Source organism: Nocardioides segetis, assembly GCF_051390595.1.
In the GTDB taxonomy this organism is placed as follows: Bacteria; Actinomycetota; Actinomycetes; order Propionibacteriales; family Nocardioidaceae; genus Nocardioides.
Window position 1 is genome coordinate 72,585 of sequence record NZ_JBNINR010000008.1, and the last position, 15,808, is coordinate 88,392.

The following is a 15,808-nucleotide window of genomic DNA, read 5'->3' on the forward strand; positions in this document are numbered from 1 at the left end:
GTGACCGGACCAGCCACCACGGTGACCACCGTGCCCGACACCGCCCCCGCGGACGTGGACGCGGTCGTCGCGGCCGCGGCGGCAGCCGCCCGGCCCTGGCGGAGCACCGCGTGGGACGACCGCGCCCATGCCCTCGAACGGGTCGCGGACGCGCTCGACGCCCACGCCGACCGCCTCGTCGCCCTCGCCGCCGAGGAGACCCACCTCCTGGAGGGCCGGCTGCGCGGTGAGCTGACGCGAACGACCTTCCAGCTGCGCTTCTTCGCCGGCGTCGTCCGGACCGGCCGGCATGCCGGCGCCGCGGTCGACCACGCGGACGCCGCCTGGCCGATGGGCGTGCCGCGTCCCGACCTCCGGCGCCACGTGCGCGCCCTCGGGCCGGTCGTGGTCTTCGCGGCGAGCAACTTCCCGTTCGCGTTCAGCGTGGCCGGTGGCGACACCGCCAGCGCCCTGGCCGCCGGCTGTCCGGTCGTGGTGAAGGCCCACCCCGGGCACCCGCGGCTCTCCTCGGCCACGGCCGACCTGGTCCACGACGCGTTGAGCGGGGCCGGGGCACCCGAGGGGGTCTTCGCCCTGATCCACGGCACCGACGCGGGCCGACAGGCCCTGCTGCACCCCGCCGTGCGGGCCGCCTCCTTCACCGGTTCGATCGCTGGAGGGCGCGCGCTGTTCGACCTGGCCGCCGCGCGGCCCCAGCCCATCCCGTTCTACGGAGAGCTGGGGAGCACCAACCCGGTCGTGGTGACGCCGGCCGCGGGCGCGGCCCGTCCCGGGGACATCGCCGACGGCTTCGTCGCGGCGGTCACCGGCAGCGCCGGCCAACTGTGCACCAAGCCCGGCCTGCTGTTCGTCCCGGAGCACGCGCCGCTGCTCGACGCCCTGGCCGGTGCCCGGCTCGCGGCGACGCATCCGCTCCTCAACGAGCGGATCGACCGCGGCTTCCGTGACGGGCTCGCGCGACTGCGCCGCGTCGAGGAGGTGGAGGTGCTCAGCGCCGCCGACGACGGCGACGCGGTCCTCCTCGGCGTGGACGCCGCGGTGTTCGCGCGGCAGGTGGACGTCCTGGGCGAGGAGTGCTTCGGCCCGGCGTCCCTGGTCGTCCGCTACCGGGACGAGGCCGAGGTGGTCCGCCTGCTCGCGTCCCTGCCCGGCCAGCTGACGACCTCGGTGTTCGCCGAGGCGGAGGAGGCGTCGACGCCGTACGTGCGGGAGCTGGTCGACGTCGCCGCCGAGCGCGCCGGCCGCGTGCTGTGGAACCAGTGGCCCACGGGGCTCTCCGTGACCTGGGCCCAGCAGCACGGCGGGCCCTACCCGGCCACCACCGATCCGCGCTCGACGTCCGTGGGCGCCTCCGCGATCGACCGGTTCCTGCGGCCGGTCGCGTTCCAGGGCCTGCCGGACGCCCTCCTGCCCGGTGAGCTCCGCGACGAGCCCGTGCCCCCGGCCGCCGCCCGGCTGGTCGACGGCAGCTGAGCCGGGTGCCCTCCGATGCCGTGCTGCTCCTCCTCGCGGGGATCGGGGCCGGGCTCACCGGCTCGATCGCCGGCCTCGCGTCCCTGGTGAGCTATCCGGCCCTGATCGCGACTGGCCTGTCGCCGCTGGCCGCCAACGTCACGAACACGACGTCCATGTTGGCCAATGCCGTCGGCGCCGCCCTCGGCTCGCGCACCGAGCTGGCGGGCCAGTGGCGGCGGCTGCGGGTGCTCATGGGACTGTCCGCGCTCGGAGGACTGGCCGGCGCCGGTCTCCTCCTGGTCAGCGACGAGTCCACCTTCGAGGCGATCGTGCCCTGGCTCGTGGGTCTCGGGGCCGTCCTCCTGCTCGCCCGGAACCCGGTGCGCGCGTGGGCCGAGAGGCGTCGCCTCGCCGCGCTGGCGGCGGATCCGGGCCGGGTCGCCCCCGGCCCGGAGGCGAACCGGCCGCTCGTCGCGGCGGTGGGCGTGTACGGCGGCTACTTCGGCGCCGGCGTCGGCATCATCCTGCTCGCAGTGCTGGCGATGCGCACGGACGAGCCGCTGGCCGTCACCAACGCCATCAAGAACGTCGCCAGCGGAACGGCGAACGTGGTGGCGGCCGTCGCCTACGCGTTCCTCGCGCCCGTCCACTGGCCGTCCGTCCTCGCCCTCGGCGCCGGTGCGCTCGTCGGAAGCCTGATGGGTCCCCGGCTGGTGCGGATGACACCGGAGGCGCCGCTGCGATGGGCGATCGGGCTGTCCGGCCTCGGTCTCGGCGTCTGGCTCGCCGTGACGTGAAGCAGGGGAGGGGCGCGGAGCCGTCGTGGCAGCAGCGTGAGGCTGGAACGCATGGGGTGGGGTATCCGGAAGGACGACGGCTCACGACAACCTACGGAGAGGCGCATGTTCTTCGACAGCAAGCCCTGCCAGGTCTGCGGTGCCGAGGTCGAGCTGCGACCTCGCACACCGGACGGCGCCGGCGACAGCGTGGATCGTGACGCCGACCATGAACCGGACGCAACCGTCGACGTCCGGGTGTGCACCAACCCCTCGTGCCCGAGCCACGATCGGAGCGGACCCACTTCGTAGCCGACGGGTGTTGCGACCTCGCGACGGGATCTGACCCGTGACGTCCGAGGCTAGGGGGTCGGCGCCGGTGGATCGGGCGGCGCGACGCCGAAGACGCGCAGCTGGACCGCGAGCATCGTGTAGTAGCCGATCACCGAGGTGAGCTCGAGGACGAGCGCCTCTCCGCCCCACGCCAGCAGGGCGGCGTACGTCGCGTCGCCCAGGTCGCCGTCGTCGAGGAGCTCGGTCGTCGCCCCGGCGACGAGCGCGTCCTCCGCGTCCAGCACGGAGTGGTCACCGCGACGGAGACCGGCGAGCTGCTCGTCGGTGAGGCCGAGCGCGCGGGCCACGGGCTCGTGGAAGTACCGCTCGACCTCCGCGTCCTCCCGGGCCGCGACGACGAGGATCGCGACCTCGCGCCAGCGATCCGGCATGTCCGTCCGGTAGCGGAGCGCCGCGCCGAGCGCCTGGAGCGCATGGCCGAGACGGGGCTGGAGCAGGAAGGCGTTGAACGGGCCCTCGAGGCAGCCGTCGGCGTCCAGGATGCGCGGGGAGGCACCCTGCGTCGCGCGGGGACCGTGCGCGATCTCGTCGTACAGGGCGACCTGCCCGGCGTCGAGCTCGCCGGGGGACAGCTTGCGGCCTCGTGTGCGGGTGATGGTGGAACCGTCCTTCCCGATCGAGGCGCGCCACGCACCCTCGTGCGACGCCCGGGCGACCCGATCGTACGAGACCGGACGCGGGTGCCGGAGCGCCCGCCGTCCGGCCGAGCCGGAGCACGTCGACGGGACCTCCGTACATCCCGGGATGTACGAGGAACCGACCCGCAGGCCGATGACCCGCGCCGGCCGGCTACCTAGCGTCGACCGACGTGACCCTCTTGCCACCGCCCGACCCGTCCGACCCGTCCGACCCGAACGACCCGAACGAGCCGACCCACCCGACCGACCGGACCGCCGTCCGCCCGCTGCGCCGCATCGGCGCCGTGATCCTCGCCCTGCTCGGCGGGGCCGTCGGCGTGGCCGCCGGCGGCCTGATGATCCTGGTGGCGGCAGCCGTCGCTCCGCAGCCGGTGGTCTTCCTCGGCGCCGGCGCGGTGACGCTGCTGGTGGTGACCGCCGTGGTGGCCCGCGGAGCCCTCGCCGCCGGTCGCGGCCGCCACGGCTGGCGCGCCGCGTGGATCGCCGGTGCGGCCTGGACGGCGCTGGTCGCGGTCGGGTTCGGGCTGCTCTTCCTGCGGCCGTTCCCGGAGATGGGGGAGGGGCCGGTGCCGGCCGACGTCCGGTTCTGGGAGCTGACCGACGGATCCCGGCTGGCCTACCTCGCCAGCCCCGCCACCGCGGCGGACTGGAAGCCGACGCCGGTGGTCTTCCTGCACGGCGGGCCCGGCACCCCCGACGAGGGATTGCCGTACGGAACCGAGGAGCTGAGCGCGGCCGGCTACGACGTCTACAGCTACGACCAGATCGGCGCCGGCCGGTCCACACGGCTGGACGACGTCACCGGCTACACGGTGGCGCGCAACGTCGCCGACCTCGAAGCGGTCCGGGAGCTGGTCGGGGCCGAGCAGATGATCCTGATCGGCCAGTCCTGGGGCGGGTCGCTGGCGGCGCAGTACCTCGCGGCGCATCCGGACCGGGTGGCGAAGGTGGCCTTCACCTCGCCCGGAGAGATCTGGCCGGACGCCCACCCGGATACGGACGTCTCTCCCTGGGGCGAGCTGACCGGCGCGAGCAGGAGGCGGTACGACGAGCTGATGTCCGACCCGCGCTTCCTGCTGCAGGCGGTCCTGCTGGAGAACAGTCCGCAGGCGGCGCACCGCCTGGTCGGCGACGCGGAGTCCGACTCCCGGCTGCACGAGATCGCCGTGGCCGGCCGCGACCTCGGCGGCTGCCCGGGCGGGCCGCCGGGGGAGGGCGAGGTGCACCAGAACCCGCAGGGCTTCTACACCAACCAGCTCACCAACGCCGACTTCGAGCGGATCGACGATCCGCGGCCGGTGCTGCGCACGGTCCGGACGCCCGCCCTGATCCTGCGGGCGGAGTGCGACTACGTCCCGTGGATCGACACCCGCGAGTACCGCGACACGCTGCCCGACGCGACGCTGGTCTACATCCCCGGCGCCGGTCACGGCATCACCGGCGACGCCGGACCGGCGTACCTGCAGGCGATCCTCGGCTTCCTGGCCGGTGAGCCGCTCGACGGCTACACCGGCGCCGACGACCCGGCCCGGTGATCAGCCGGCGCCGACGAGTCCGGACCGGTAGCCGATGATCACCAGCTGGACGCGGTCGCGAGCGCCGAGCTTGGCCAGGATCCGGCTGACGTGGGTCTTCGCGGTGGCCGGGCTGATGTGGAGATCGGCCGCCAGCTCGGCGTTGCTGCGCCCCTCGGCGACCTTGACCAGGATCTCGCGCTCCCGCTCGGTCAGCTCGGCCAGCCCCGGGTGCGGCGTCGCCGGAGGAGCGGGCGGCGTCCAGGTCTCGGCGATCCGGCGGGCGATCACCGGCGCCAGCAGCGCCTCGCCGGCCGCCGCGGTCCGGATGCTCTGCAGGAGCGCCGGAGCTTCGAAGTCCTTGAGGAGATACCCGCTCGCGCCGTACCTCAGCGCGGCCATGACGGAGTTGTCGCTGTCGTAGCTGGTCAGCACGATGATCTTCGTCGCGGCCAGCTCCGGGTCGTCGGCGATGCTCCTGGTCGCCGCCAGGCCGTCGCCGCCCGGCATCTTGAGATCCATCAGGACCACGTCCGGGCGCAGCCGACGGGCCAGCCCGACGGCGCTCGGGCCGTCCCCGGCCTCGCCGGCCACCGTGAGGTCGGGCTCGGGCTCGATCAGCGACCGCAGGCCGGACCTGGCCAGCTGGTGGTCGTCGACGATCAGGACGGAGATCATGCCCGGGCCTCCCGGGGTACGTCGGCGATCAGCTGGAACCCGCCTGCGGGACCCGGGCCCAGGCGCAGCCCGCCGTCGACCAGGGCGAGGCGCTCGCGCATCCCGCGCACGCCGTACCCCTCGACCGGGCCGCCGGGAGGTGGCCCCATGCCGTCGTCGGTGACGCTGAGGGTCAGCCGGTCCGCCTGCCAGTCCAGCTCGACCCGCACCGCGCCGGCGCGGGCGTGCCGGCGGGCGTTGGTCAGTGCCTCCTGGGTCACCCGGTAGAGCGTAAGGCCGGTCAGCGGGTCGCAGCCGCCCGGGGCGCCGCGCACCGCGAACGTGGCCCGCGGGCCGTCGATCCCGCTGGCGTGCACGAGGGCGGGGAGGTCGTCGAGGCTCGGCACCCGGTCGGGCTCGGCGTCCGTGCTGCGCAACAGGCCCAACAGCTCCCGGATCTCCCGCGACGCGCCGATGCTCGTGCTGCGGATCCGCTCCAGCGCCACCCGCGCCTCCGCGGGCCGGCTGTCGAACAGGTGCAGGCCGATGCCGGCCTGCATCGACACCGCCTCGACGGACTGGGCGATCACGTCGTGCAGGTCTCGCGCGATCGCCGCCCGCTCGTCGGCGATCCGTCGCTCGATCGCCTGCCGCTGCTCGGCCCGCTCGGCAGCGGCCCGCGCCAGGAGCAGTGACCGGCGGAAGCCGACCGCGCGGCCGACGGCGAACGCCAGCGCCAGCCAGGCGACGGTGGCGATCACGTCGCCCGGCTCGTGAGCCAGCCACCAGGCCGCCGCGAACGCGGGGGCCCCCGCGACCACGACCCAGGCGGCGGCTCGCCACGGTCGTTCCCGCGCCGCGACCGTGCCGACGGCCACCGCGAACGCCAGCAGGAACGGACCGTCCAGCAGGGCGGCGTCCGGCGTCGACTGGCCCGCGCAGCCCAGCAGCCCGATCAGCAGCAGGCCCGGCACCGGAAGGCGGCGCCGCCACGCCAGCGGGAGACTGCAGGCCAGTCCGAATCCGGCCACGAGGAGTCGGTCGGACGCGGTCGTGGCGTGGCCCAGGAGCGTGGCCACGCCCAGCAGCCAGACCACGGACGCCACCAGCGGATCGGCCCGGCGGCGGAGGCTCGGCCAGAGGGACATGGTGTGCCGAGTGTAGAGCTCGTGACCGCCTGCTCGGACCGCCTCATCGCTGTCTCGGGGTCGTGCGGGCCGCACGCGCCCGGTGGGCACGAGGGCCCGCCCTCACACCTCCGTGCGGGGGACCTGGGGCCGGGCCGGCAGGTCGAGCACGAAGGCGGGGCGGCCGGGGCCCTCGGTGGTGTAGCGCGCCTCGCCCCCGTGGAGCCGGGCGATCTCGCGCACGATGTAGAGGCCCAGGCCGCTGCCGGCGGCCGGGCCGGCGTGCACGAATCGCTCGAAGACGCGCTCGCCCAGACGCTGCAGGACACCCGGCCCGGCGTCGCTGACGACCATGCGCACACCGTCGGCGGTGCGCTCGCCGGAGACGACGACCGGGGGACGGCCGTGGCGCACGGCGTTCTCGAGGAGGTTGTCCAGCGCCTGGCCGAGCCGTGCGGGATCGGCGACCAGGTCGACGTCCTGGTCGACGTGCACCTGCACCCGGGCGTCGGCGTGCGCGGCGTGGAGCCGGTCGGTCGCCGACAGCAGGACGCCGCGAAGTGACACGGTCTCCAGCTCCAGCGCGAGGGCGTCGGCCTGGACGTCGGACGCGGTACCGAGATCGGTGAGGAGCCGCTGGAGGCGCTGGGCGCTCGACGCCATGGCGTCGAGGATCTGCTGGCGCTCGTCGGTCTCGAGGTCCGAGCCCTCACGCAGCAGGTCGACCGCCCCCTCGATCACCGCGGCCGGCGTCCGCAGCTCGTGCGCGGTGACGGCCAGCAGGTGGGCCTGCTGCTCGAGGGCGCGCCGGCGCTCCTCCTCATGCGCTCGCTGCTCCGTCTGGTCGCGGGTCACCTTGGCGAAGCCGACGTGCCGGCCCTCGTCGTCGTACACGGCGGTGATGACGACGCGCGCCCAGAAGGTGCTGCCGTCGCGGCGCACCCGCCAGCCCTCCTCCGCGTGGACGCCGTCGCGCAGCGCCATCGCGAGGTTGCGCTCCGGATGGCCGGACTCCTGCTCGTCCGCGGGGTAGAACACGCGGAAGTGCTGCCCGATGATCTCCTCGGCGCGGTAGCCCTTGATGTGCGCCGCGCCGGCGTTCCAGCTCGCGACCCTGCCCCGGACGTCGAGCATGAAGATGGCGTAGTCCTTGACCGCCGTCACCAGCAGCCGGAAGATCTCCGCGCTGCGGCGCAGCTCCAGCTCCGTGGTGACGTCCTGGACCTGGGCGAAGACGTAGAGCGGATCGCCCCGCGAGTCGCGGACGGGCGTGAGGGTGACCCGCACCGTGCGCCCCGGTGGGTCGCTCTCGAGTGGGTGCTCGAACGCCACGAGCTCCTCGCCGCGCTCGGTGATCCGCGCCAGCGCGTCGTCGAGCTGGTCGCCGTGCTGCCGGGTGAGGACGCCGTAGTCGAGGCCGATGAGGTCGCCCGCCGGGCGCCCGACCATCTGCACGAGCGCCCGGTTGGCCCGGACGATGCTGCCGTTGAGCGTCATCGTCGCCATCCCGATGGTGGCCTGGTCGAACACCTCGCGATAGCGCTCGAGGTGCTCGTCGAGCACGCGCTGGTCCCGGGCCGCCGGGTCGTCGCCCGAGGCCAGCCGGAGCGGGCGGCCGGGCGGACGGATGGCCCGCGGAGCCGGGACGGAGACGTGCTGCCACAGGCGCTCCACCAGGGTGTCGAGCGGCATCGACTTCTCGACGAAGTCCACCGCTCCCAGCTCGCGGGCGCGGTCGGCGAGCCCCGCGGCCTGGAAGCCGGTGTACATCACCACCTTGCTCTCCGGCGAGACGGCCAGGACGAGGGGCAGGCACTCGAGGCCGTCGAGGACGGGCATCGAGGTGTCGAGCAGCACCAGGGTCGGCTGGTGCTCGTGGGCGAGCATCAGCGCCTCGCCGCCGTCGCCCCCCTCGGCCACGACCTCGAACAGTCCCGACTGCCGCAGCCGAGCGCCGACGAGCGTCCGCAGCTCCGGTGAGTCGTCCACGATCAACACCGTCGGCTGCTCCGCCACGCCACCACCCTCACGTCCCACGATCCCCACGACCGCCGTTCAGTGCCCGCAACGACTGCTCGCATACTCCCCGATCTTCAGGGGCGGTGACTCTATCGCCAGCCGGCCGCGCGCCGCGCCGCCGGCGCGCGGATCACGGGGCGCGGGTGACGCCGGGTCGCCCCTCAGGCGGTGGCGCCGGCGATGGCGGCGACCGCGCCCTCGACCCGGCGTCGTACGTCGTCCATCGTGCCCGTGCCGTCGACGCGGAGGAGGAGGCCGCGCTCGCCGTAGGCCCGCACGAGGGGAGCGGTCTGGTCGGCGTAGACGGCCAGCCGGTGCCGGACGACGTCCTCGGTGTCGTCGCTGCGACCGCTGACAGCCGAGCGGCGCAGGATCCGGGCGACGAGCTCGTCGTCGGGGACGGTCAGCTCGACGACGGCGTCGACGGCGGCGCCGCGGGCGTCGAGCAGCGCGTCGAGCGTGGCGACCTGGGTGCCGGTGCGCGGGTAGCCGTCGAGAACGAAGGCCCGGGCGGCGTCCGGCCGACCGAGGCGGTCGCGCACCATGTCGTCGGTGACGGCGTCGGGGACGTACTCGCCCGCGGAGATGTACTTCTCCGCCAGGCGGCCGAGCTCGGTACGTCGTCCGACGTGATCCCGGAAGAGGTCGCCGGTCGAGATGTGCGGGCCGTCGACGAGTGCCGCGAGCGCTCCGGCGTGCGTGCCCTTGCCGGCGCCGGGCGGGCCCATGATCAGCAGGCGCATCAGTCGTCCTCCCCCTGCGCGGGCGCGGACATGCCGGCGGCGATCAGGTCCATGACCGAGCTGTCCGCGAGGGTGGTCGCGTCGCCCACCGTGCGGTGCTCGGCGACGTCGCGGAGCAGCCGCCGCATGATCTTGCCGGAGCGGGTCTTGGGCAGCTCGGGGACGACGACGACCTGCTTCGGCTTCGCGATGGGGCCGATCTCGCGGGCGACGTGGTGGCGCAGGGCGGCCACCAGCTCCTCCTCCGGGGTGTCCGCCGACTCGCGGAGGATGACGAAGGCGACGACCGCCTGGCCCGTCGTGTCGTCGGCGGCGCCGACCACGGCGGCCTCGGCGACGGTGGGGTGGGAGACGAGGGCCGACTCGATCTCCGTGGTCGACAGCCGGTGGCCGGAGACGTTCATGACGTCGTCGACGCGGCCGAGCAGCCAGATGGCGCCGTCCTCGTCGCGCCGCGCGCCGTCGCCGGCGAAGTACATCCCCTCCCAGCGGGACCAGTAGGTGTCGCGGTAGCGCTCGTCGTCGCCCCAGATCGTCCGCAGCATCGAGGGCCAGGGGTCGCGGACGACCAGGTAGCCGCTCTCGCCGTTGGCGACCGAGCGGCCCGCGTCGTCGACGACGTCGGCGGTGATGCCGGGGACCGGGGCCATCGCCGAGCCCGGCTTGGCCGCCGTGACTCCCGGCAGCGGGCTGATCATGTGGCCGCCGGTCTCTGTCTGCCACCAGGTGTCGACGATCGGCGCCGTACCGCCCCCGATCTGCTCGTGGTACCACCGGTGCGCCTCGGGGTTGATCGACTCGCCGACCGAGCCCAGGATCCGCAGGCTGGAGAGGTCGTACTTCGCGGGAATCTCCTCGCCCCACTTCATGAACGTCCGGATCGCCGTGGGGGCGGTGTAGAAGAGCGTCACGCCCTTGTCCTGGATGATCTCCCACCACCGACCGCGGTGCGGCGTGTCCGGGGTGCCCTCGTAGAGCACCTGGGTCACGCCGTTGGCGAGCGGTCCGTAGACGAGGTACGAGTGGCCGGTGACCCAGCCGATGTCGGCCGTGCACCAGTAGACGTCACCGGGCTTGTGGTCGAAGACGCCCCAGAACGTGTAGGCGGTCTGGACGAGGTAGCCGCCGGTGGTGTGCAGGATGCCCTTGGGGGATCCGGTCGTGCCGGAGGTGTACATGACGTAGAGGGGGTGCTCGGCGTCGAAGGCCTCGGGGACGTGCCGGTCCGACGCCGCGGCCACCGTGTCGTGCCACCACAGGTCGGTCGCGTCGTCGAAGGGCACCTCCTGGCCGGTGCGGCGTACGACGAGCACGTGGTCGACCGGGTTGGCGCCGGCGAGCTTGGCCAGGGCGTCGTCGACGGCCGGCTTCAGGGGGGACGCCGTGCCGCGGCGGTAGCCGCCGTCGGCGGTGATGACGATCTTGGCCGCGCAGTCCGCGATCCGGCTCGCGAGCGCGTCGGAGCTGAAGCCGCCGAAGACGACCGTGTGCGGAGCGCCGATGCGGGCGCAGGCCAGCATCGCGACGACCGCCTCGGGGATCATCGGGAGATAGAGCGCGACCCGGTCCCCGGCCTCGACGCCGAGCTCGGTGAGGAGGTTGGCGGCGCGGCACACCTCGGCCTGCAGCTCGGCGTACGTGATGTCGCGGCTGTCGCCGGGCTCGCCGACGAAGTGCAGCGCGACCCGGTCGCCCGCGCCGGCCTCGACGTGGCGGTCGACGCAGTTGTAGGCCGCGTTGAGCCGCCCGCCCACGAACCACTTCGCGAAGGGCGGGTTCGACCAGTCCAGCACCTCGGTGAACGGCTCGGCCCAGTCCAGCCGGGCCGCCTGCTCGGCCCAGAACCCCAGCCGGTCCGTGGCGGCACGCTCGTACGCGTCGGCTCGCAGGTTCGCCTCCCGGGCGAGCTCGGCGGGCGGCTCCAGCACGGTCGGGTGGTGCGCGATGGTGTCGGTGTCGTGGGACATCTGATCTTGCCTCCGTGGGGTGCGCCCGCGAGAATCACGGGAGCGTCGTGGTCTGCGCCACATGCTGAGGTGCCCGAGCGTCCGGCCGGCACGTCCGAAGGTAGGTAGTGGTGTCCGTGGATCTCATGCGCCCGAGCGACATGGCGCTGATCAAGCAGGCCAGCCGCGAGGTCCGCCGCACGATCAGCGGTGCCGTCTCCTTCGCCGGACTCTGCGACCAGGGCCAGGTGCGCGTCACCGCGGTGGCCGGGGCGGCCACCCGCAAGCTGAGCTCGATCGTGCTCGCGCCCTCGCGCGGTCTCGGCGGCCGCAGCTGGGACGTCCGACGCCCCCTGGTCGTGGACGACTACGCCTCCGCCGACGAGATCACCCACGACTTCGACGACCAGATCCTCAGCGAGGGCATCGTCACCCTCGCGGTCGCGCCCATCATCGTGCGGCGGCGGATGCGTGGCCTGCTGTACGCCGGCACCCGCTCGCCCGCCCAGGGGCGCGAGCTGGTCCGCTGCCTCGAGCGCCAGGCCGGCCAGGTCGCCCATGAGCTCGACGTCCGCGACCAGGTGGACCTGCGCCTTCGCATGCTGCTCGCCGCCGACGCGATCCGCACGGTTCCGTCGCGCTTCGGCCCCGCCGACCAGGGCTCCGACGACGGCGCACCGCCCCCGGGCGAGCCGGCGCCCGAGCTGACACCGCGCCAGGTGGAGGTGCTCGCCCTCGTGGAGCTGGGCCTGCGCAACGCCGAGATCGCCGAGCACCTCGGGCTCTCGCTCCCGACGGTCAAGAGCTACCTCCGTGCGGCGATGGCCCGGCTGCATGCGGGCACCCGGCAGGCGGCCGTGGTCGAGGCGCGCCGACTCGGCCTGATCCCCTCGTAGCCGAGGCCCCGTGGAGGAGGGCGGCGCCGAGGTCGCGGGTGCTCGCCACTCGTGGCGGGTGCGGATCGCGGGCGCGGGTATCTCCTCGTCATGACCAGCAAGCAGTCGCCACATCCGCGGCCACGCAGGGAGCCCGCTCCGGAGCACGCGGAGGCCTCGTCGTGACGACGGCACGGGAGGCGCCGACGCCCGCGCAGACGCTGACCTTCGGGTCGCTGTCGATCACCTTCGACCAGCGTGTGCTCACTCCCCGCACCTGGACCGTCGCCCAGTCGCGATGGGCCCGTGAGCTGCTGGACACCGTGCCGCCGGGACCGGTGCTGGAGCTGTGCAGCGGGGTGGCGCACATCGGGCTGCTCGCGGTGGACGGCACCGACCGGAGGCTGGTGTGCGTCGACGTGGACCCGGTCGCGTGCGCCTTCGCGGAGGCCAATGCCGGCGCCGCCGGCCGCTCCGGCCTCGTCGAGGTGCGGCGGGCGTCGCTGGACACGTTCGCGGCGGACGACCCGTTCCCCCTGATCATCGCCGACCCTCCGTGGGTGCGCTCCGAGCTCGTCGGCTGCTTCCCGGCCGACCCGGTGCTCGCGATCGACGGGGGCACCGACGGACTGGACCTCGCGCGCCAGTGCGTCGACGTGATCGACCGATGCCTGCACGCCCAGGGGGCCGCGCTGCTCCAGCTCGGCTCCTACGAGCAGGCCCGGGTCCTGGACGGCGAGCTGCCCGACTCGCTCGTCCTCTCCGAGACCCGCGGCGAGCCCGGTCGCGGCCTCGTCGTGCTGCTGGCCCGGCCCGAGCCGGCCTGAGCGGTTCGGTCGCGACCGGGCGGGTACCTCGGGGCAGACCTGCCGACGACCCAGGGGGAGCCATGTCCGCGCCACCGCCCGTTCCGGCCGACGTCCGCACCGCGCAGCATCGCGCCGTGTGGTGGGACGGGGTCGAGCGCCCCGAGAGACCGTCCCTGCACGGTGACCTGTCGTGCGACGTGGCGGTGGTCGGCGGCGGCATCACCGGCCTGACCACCGCCCTGCAGCTCGCTCGGGAGGGCCTGGCGGTCACGCTGCTGGAGCAGGACCGGGTCGTCGCCGGCACCAGCGGCCGGACGACGGCCAAGGTGACGTCCCAGCACCACCTGACCTACGCCCGGCTCCTGGTGACGCGTGGGCCGGGCGGCGCGGCGACGTACGGCGCGGCGATGGAGGCGAGCAAGGAGAAGGTCGTCGAGCTGGCCGACGGGATCGCCTGCGACCTCCGCCGGCGCCCCGCCTATCTCTATGCGACGGGGAAGGCGGAGCGCGCGCTGCTGGAGGCGGAGGGGCGGGCCGCCCGACGGGCGGGTCTACCGGCGCACCTGGTCGACGAGGCGCCCGTGCCGTTCGCGACGACGGGCGGCCTGCGGTTCGACGACCAGGTCGAGCTCCACCCGGTCCGCTACCTGCTCGGGCTCGCCGACCGGCTCGAGCAGGCCGGGGGGACGATCCTCGAACGGACGCGCGCGACCGACGTCGAGGAGGAGAGCTCCCACTGCGTCGTGCGCACCGAGCACGGGTCGCTGCGCGCCCGCCACGTCGTGGTCGCGACGCTGCTCCCGTTCCTCGACCGCGGCGTCCACTTCGCCCGCGCCTATCCGAGCACCTCGTACGTCGTGACGGCCCGCGTGCGCGGTGGCCTGCCGGACGCGATGCTCCACGGCGCCGCCGCGTCCTCGCACTCGATCCGCTCGGTCCCCGTCGGCGACTCCGAGCTGCTGATGGTGCTGGGCGAGAGCCACCACACCGGATCGGGGAAGGCGACCCCCGCGCGATACGAGAGGCTCGCGGAGTTCGCCGCCGATCACTGGGACGTCGTGTCGTTCGAGCATCGGTGGTCCGCGCAGGACTACGCCTCCGACGACGGCGTCCCCTACATCGGCGCGGTGAACTGGCGGTCCCGACGGGTGTTCGTCGCCACCGGGTACCGGAAGTGGGGCATGTCGGGCGGCACCCTCGCGGCGACCCTGATCACCGACGCGATCGTCGGGCGCGCCAACCCCTGGGCGCGGTTCTTCGCCGCCGACCGGGTCCGCCCGCTCGCGGAGGGCTTCCGCTTCGCGACGGAGAACGGCCGGGTCGGGCTCCGGTTCGCCACCGGTCGGCTGAGCCCGGCGCGAGGCGAGCTCGCGGACCTGCGGCCGGGCGAGGGTGCCGTGCTGTCCGGCCACGGCGGGAAGGTCGCGGCCTACCGCGATCCGGCGGGCAGGGCGCATGTCGTGTCGGCGACCTGCACCCACCTCGGTTGCCAGGTCGTGTGGAACGCGGCCGAGACGACGTGGGACTGCCCGTGCCACGGCTCCAGGTTCAGTGTCGACGGCGACGTCCTCGAGGGCCCGGCGACCACGCCCCTCGCGTCACGACCCGCCCCGCCGGACCCGCCACGTCCCTCCTGAGGCCCGCGCTCAGCTCTCGGCCTGCTCCTCGAGGGTGTCGGAGAGCTCGTCCTTGCTCATCGACGAGGCGCCGCCGACGCCGGCGTTGGCCGCCTGCTGCTCCAGCTCGGCCTTCGTGATGTCGGCGGGCTGCTCGCCGAGGTGCTGCTCGCGGGCGGCGAGGAACGCCTCGCCGAGCTCCGCGCGGCGCGCCTCGTCGATGCGCTCGCGGATGCCGGGCAGCACGGTCGTCTCCTCCTCCTCGACGTGATGCTTGACCGCGTCCACCAGCTCGCGCAGGGCGTCGGCGAAGGCCGGGTCGTCGGGATCGGTCGCGGCCACCCGCCGGGCGAGCTGGTCGGCCTCGAGATGCTCCTTCTGGCTGTGCTCGACGTCGTCCTGGGCGCCGGCCTCCCGGGCGGCGGGGTAGACCTCCGCCTCCTCGGCCCGGCTGTGGGCGGTGAGCAGCGTGGTCATCACGGGCGTCAGGGTGGCGCGCCGCTCCGGGTTGGTGAGCAACTCGTCGAAGAGCCGCTCGAGCTCGCGGTGGTCGTGGAGGATCAGGTCGACGACGTCTTCGCTCATGATCGGTACCTCGGTCTCGGGATCGTGGAAGCGGGCGCGCCGCGGTGGCTGCGCCCCGGGCCGGCCTCGTCACCACACGAGGCGCCGACTGTCCGTTGAACTACCCGACCGCGGCCCCGGCAGACGGGCGCGCCGCGATCGAGGACGTGCAGGCCGGCGGGCGGTCGGTGGACGAGGCCGGGGAGCTCCTCGGCGAGGTGCTCGTCCGGGCCTTCTGCGTGGACGGCTCCTGAACGACGCGGACGGCCCGCGACGGGGTCAGTCCGACACGCTGCTGGGGCGCGCCCCGTAGAGCAGGTCGGCGTACTCCCGGTGCCGTCCGATCCACCCGGTGATGAACGGGCAGACCACGAGCGCCTTCAGGCCGCGGGCGCGCACCTCGTCGAGGGCCGTCCGGGCGAGGGCGCCGCCGACGCCCCGACCCTCGTACGCCGGGTCGACCTCGGTGTGGGTGAAGACCATCAGCTCGTCGGTGAGCTGGTAGTCGGCCCAGCCCGCCAGCTCGCCGCCGACCAGTGCCTCGAAGCGCTTCCGGTCGGGTCGGTCCGCGATCTGCACGTCGGTCATGGGGCGAGACTCCTCGAGGGTGGGGCCGGGTCGCCGCCCAGCCTTTCCGGGGAGGCGCCCGCGGTCAAGGACCCGAGCGGTCGGGACAGGTTCCTCCGCCCCGGGTTCGCGGACGGGGTCGGTTGGG

Annotated in this window: 15 protein-coding genes; 7 read left to right on the forward strand and 8 right to left on the reverse strand. The window is 74.3% G+C overall.

The genetic code is table 11. From position 1 onward, the window contains the following. Both ACPZVR_RS15700 and ACPZVR_RS15705 read left to right on the forward strand, forming a co-directional pair. On the forward strand, positions 1-1,473 hold the full coding sequence (locus tag ACPZVR_RS15700; RefSeq protein WP_436700543.1) for an aldehyde dehydrogenase (NADP(+)): 1,473 nt from the start codon (positions 1-3) through the stop codon (positions 1,471-1,473). Between the two features lie 5 nt (positions 1,474-1,478). Continuing rightward, entirely contained in the window at positions 1,479-2,252 is a 774-nt protein-coding gene (locus ACPZVR_RS15705) for a sulfite exporter TauE/SafE family protein (protein ID WP_436700544.1), read from the forward strand. A 341-nt stretch (positions 2,253-2,593) separates the two neighbouring features. On the opposite strand, the gene ACPZVR_RS15710 is transcribed toward ACPZVR_RS15705, so the two are convergent. Continuing rightward, positions 2,594-3,409, reverse strand: coding sequence for a carboxymuconolactone decarboxylase family protein (locus ACPZVR_RS15710; protein ID WP_436700545.1), 816 nt, complete (start codon positions 3,407-3,409; stop codon positions 2,594-2,596). Between ACPZVR_RS15710 and ACPZVR_RS15715 the strand changes: the two genes are divergently transcribed. Further along, positions 3,394-4,758, forward strand: a complete 1,365-nt coding sequence (locus tag ACPZVR_RS15715; RefSeq protein WP_436700546.1) for an alpha/beta fold hydrolase — start codon at positions 3,394-3,396, stop codon at positions 4,756-4,758. The genes ACPZVR_RS15710 and ACPZVR_RS15715 overlap by 16 nt on opposite strands. On the opposite strand, the gene ACPZVR_RS15720 is transcribed toward ACPZVR_RS15715, so the two are convergent. The 5 genes from ACPZVR_RS15720 to acs form a co-directional block, all read right to left on the reverse strand. Continuing rightward, positions 4,759-5,415: a response regulator gene (locus tag ACPZVR_RS15720; protein WP_436700547.1), complete on the reverse strand. Its 657-nt coding sequence runs from the start codon at positions 5,413-5,415 to the stop codon at positions 4,759-4,761. It lies immediately after the preceding gene. After that, positions 5,412-6,542: a sensor histidine kinase gene (locus ACPZVR_RS15725; protein WP_436700548.1), complete on the reverse strand. Its 1,131-nt coding sequence runs from the start codon at positions 6,540-6,542 to the stop codon at positions 5,412-5,414. Before ACPZVR_RS15725 ends, ACPZVR_RS15720 begins: the two co-directional genes overlap by 4 nt. Positions 6,543-6,644: 102 nt before the next feature. Beyond that, complete coding sequence (locus ACPZVR_RS15730; protein ID WP_436700549.1) at positions 6,645-8,537, reverse strand: hybrid sensor histidine kinase/response regulator; 1,893 nt, start codon at positions 8,535-8,537, stop codon at positions 6,645-6,647. A gap of 164 nt (positions 8,538-8,701) precedes the next feature. Continuing rightward, the gene (locus ACPZVR_RS15735) at positions 8,702-9,283 is read right to left on the reverse strand and encodes an adenylate kinase (RefSeq protein ID WP_436700550.1); all 582 of its coding nucleotides are present in this window, start codon (positions 9,281-9,283) and stop codon (positions 8,702-8,704) included. Then, positions 9,283-11,250: an acetate--CoA ligase gene (gene acs / locus ACPZVR_RS15740; protein WP_436700551.1), complete on the reverse strand. Its 1,968-nt coding sequence runs from the start codon at positions 11,248-11,250 to the stop codon at positions 9,283-9,285. Before acs ends, ACPZVR_RS15735 begins: the two co-directional genes overlap by 1 nt. Positions 11,251-11,360: 110 nt before the next feature. On the opposite strand from acs, the gene ACPZVR_RS15745 reads away from it, so the two are divergent. From ACPZVR_RS15745 to ACPZVR_RS15755, 3 genes are all read left to right on the forward strand, one after another. Further along, positions 11,361-12,125 carry a helix-turn-helix transcriptional regulator gene (locus ACPZVR_RS15745; RefSeq protein ID WP_436700552.1) on the forward strand — a complete coding sequence of 255 codons (765 nt, stop codon included), beginning with the start codon at positions 11,361-11,363 and terminating at the stop codon, positions 12,123-12,125. A gap of 161 nt (positions 12,126-12,286) precedes the next feature. After that, the gene (locus ACPZVR_RS15750; RefSeq protein ID WP_436700553.1) at positions 12,287-12,931 is read left to right on the forward strand and encodes a class I SAM-dependent methyltransferase; all 645 of its coding nucleotides are present in this window, start codon (positions 12,287-12,289) and stop codon (positions 12,929-12,931) included. Positions 12,932-12,993: 62 nt separating this feature from the next. Further along, positions 12,994-14,550 carry an FAD-dependent oxidoreductase gene (locus ACPZVR_RS15755; RefSeq protein WP_436700554.1) on the forward strand — a complete coding sequence of 519 codons (1,557 nt, stop codon included), beginning with the start codon at positions 12,994-12,996 and terminating at the stop codon, positions 14,548-14,550. A gap of 9 nt (positions 14,551-14,559) precedes the next feature. Here ACPZVR_RS15755 and ACPZVR_RS15760 read toward each other — a convergent pair whose 3' ends face one another. Next, positions 14,560-15,114, reverse strand: a complete 555-nt coding sequence (locus tag ACPZVR_RS15760; protein ID WP_436700555.1) for a hemerythrin domain-containing protein — start codon at positions 15,112-15,114, stop codon at positions 14,560-14,562. 95 nt (positions 15,115-15,209) lie between these two features. Here ACPZVR_RS15760 and ACPZVR_RS15765 point away from each other — a divergent pair, with 95 nt between their 5' ends. Further along, positions 15,210-15,347, forward strand: a complete 138-nt coding sequence (locus tag ACPZVR_RS15765) for a hypothetical protein (RefSeq protein WP_436700556.1) — start codon at positions 15,210-15,212, stop codon at positions 15,345-15,347. A 25-nt stretch (positions 15,348-15,372) separates the two neighbouring features. On the opposite strand, the gene ACPZVR_RS15770 is transcribed toward ACPZVR_RS15765, so the two are convergent. Next, on the reverse strand, positions 15,373-15,681 hold the full coding sequence (locus ACPZVR_RS15770) for a GNAT family N-acetyltransferase (protein ID WP_436700557.1): 309 nt from the start codon (positions 15,679-15,681) through the stop codon (positions 15,373-15,375). Between the last annotated feature and the right edge of the window lie 127 nt (positions 15,682-15,808).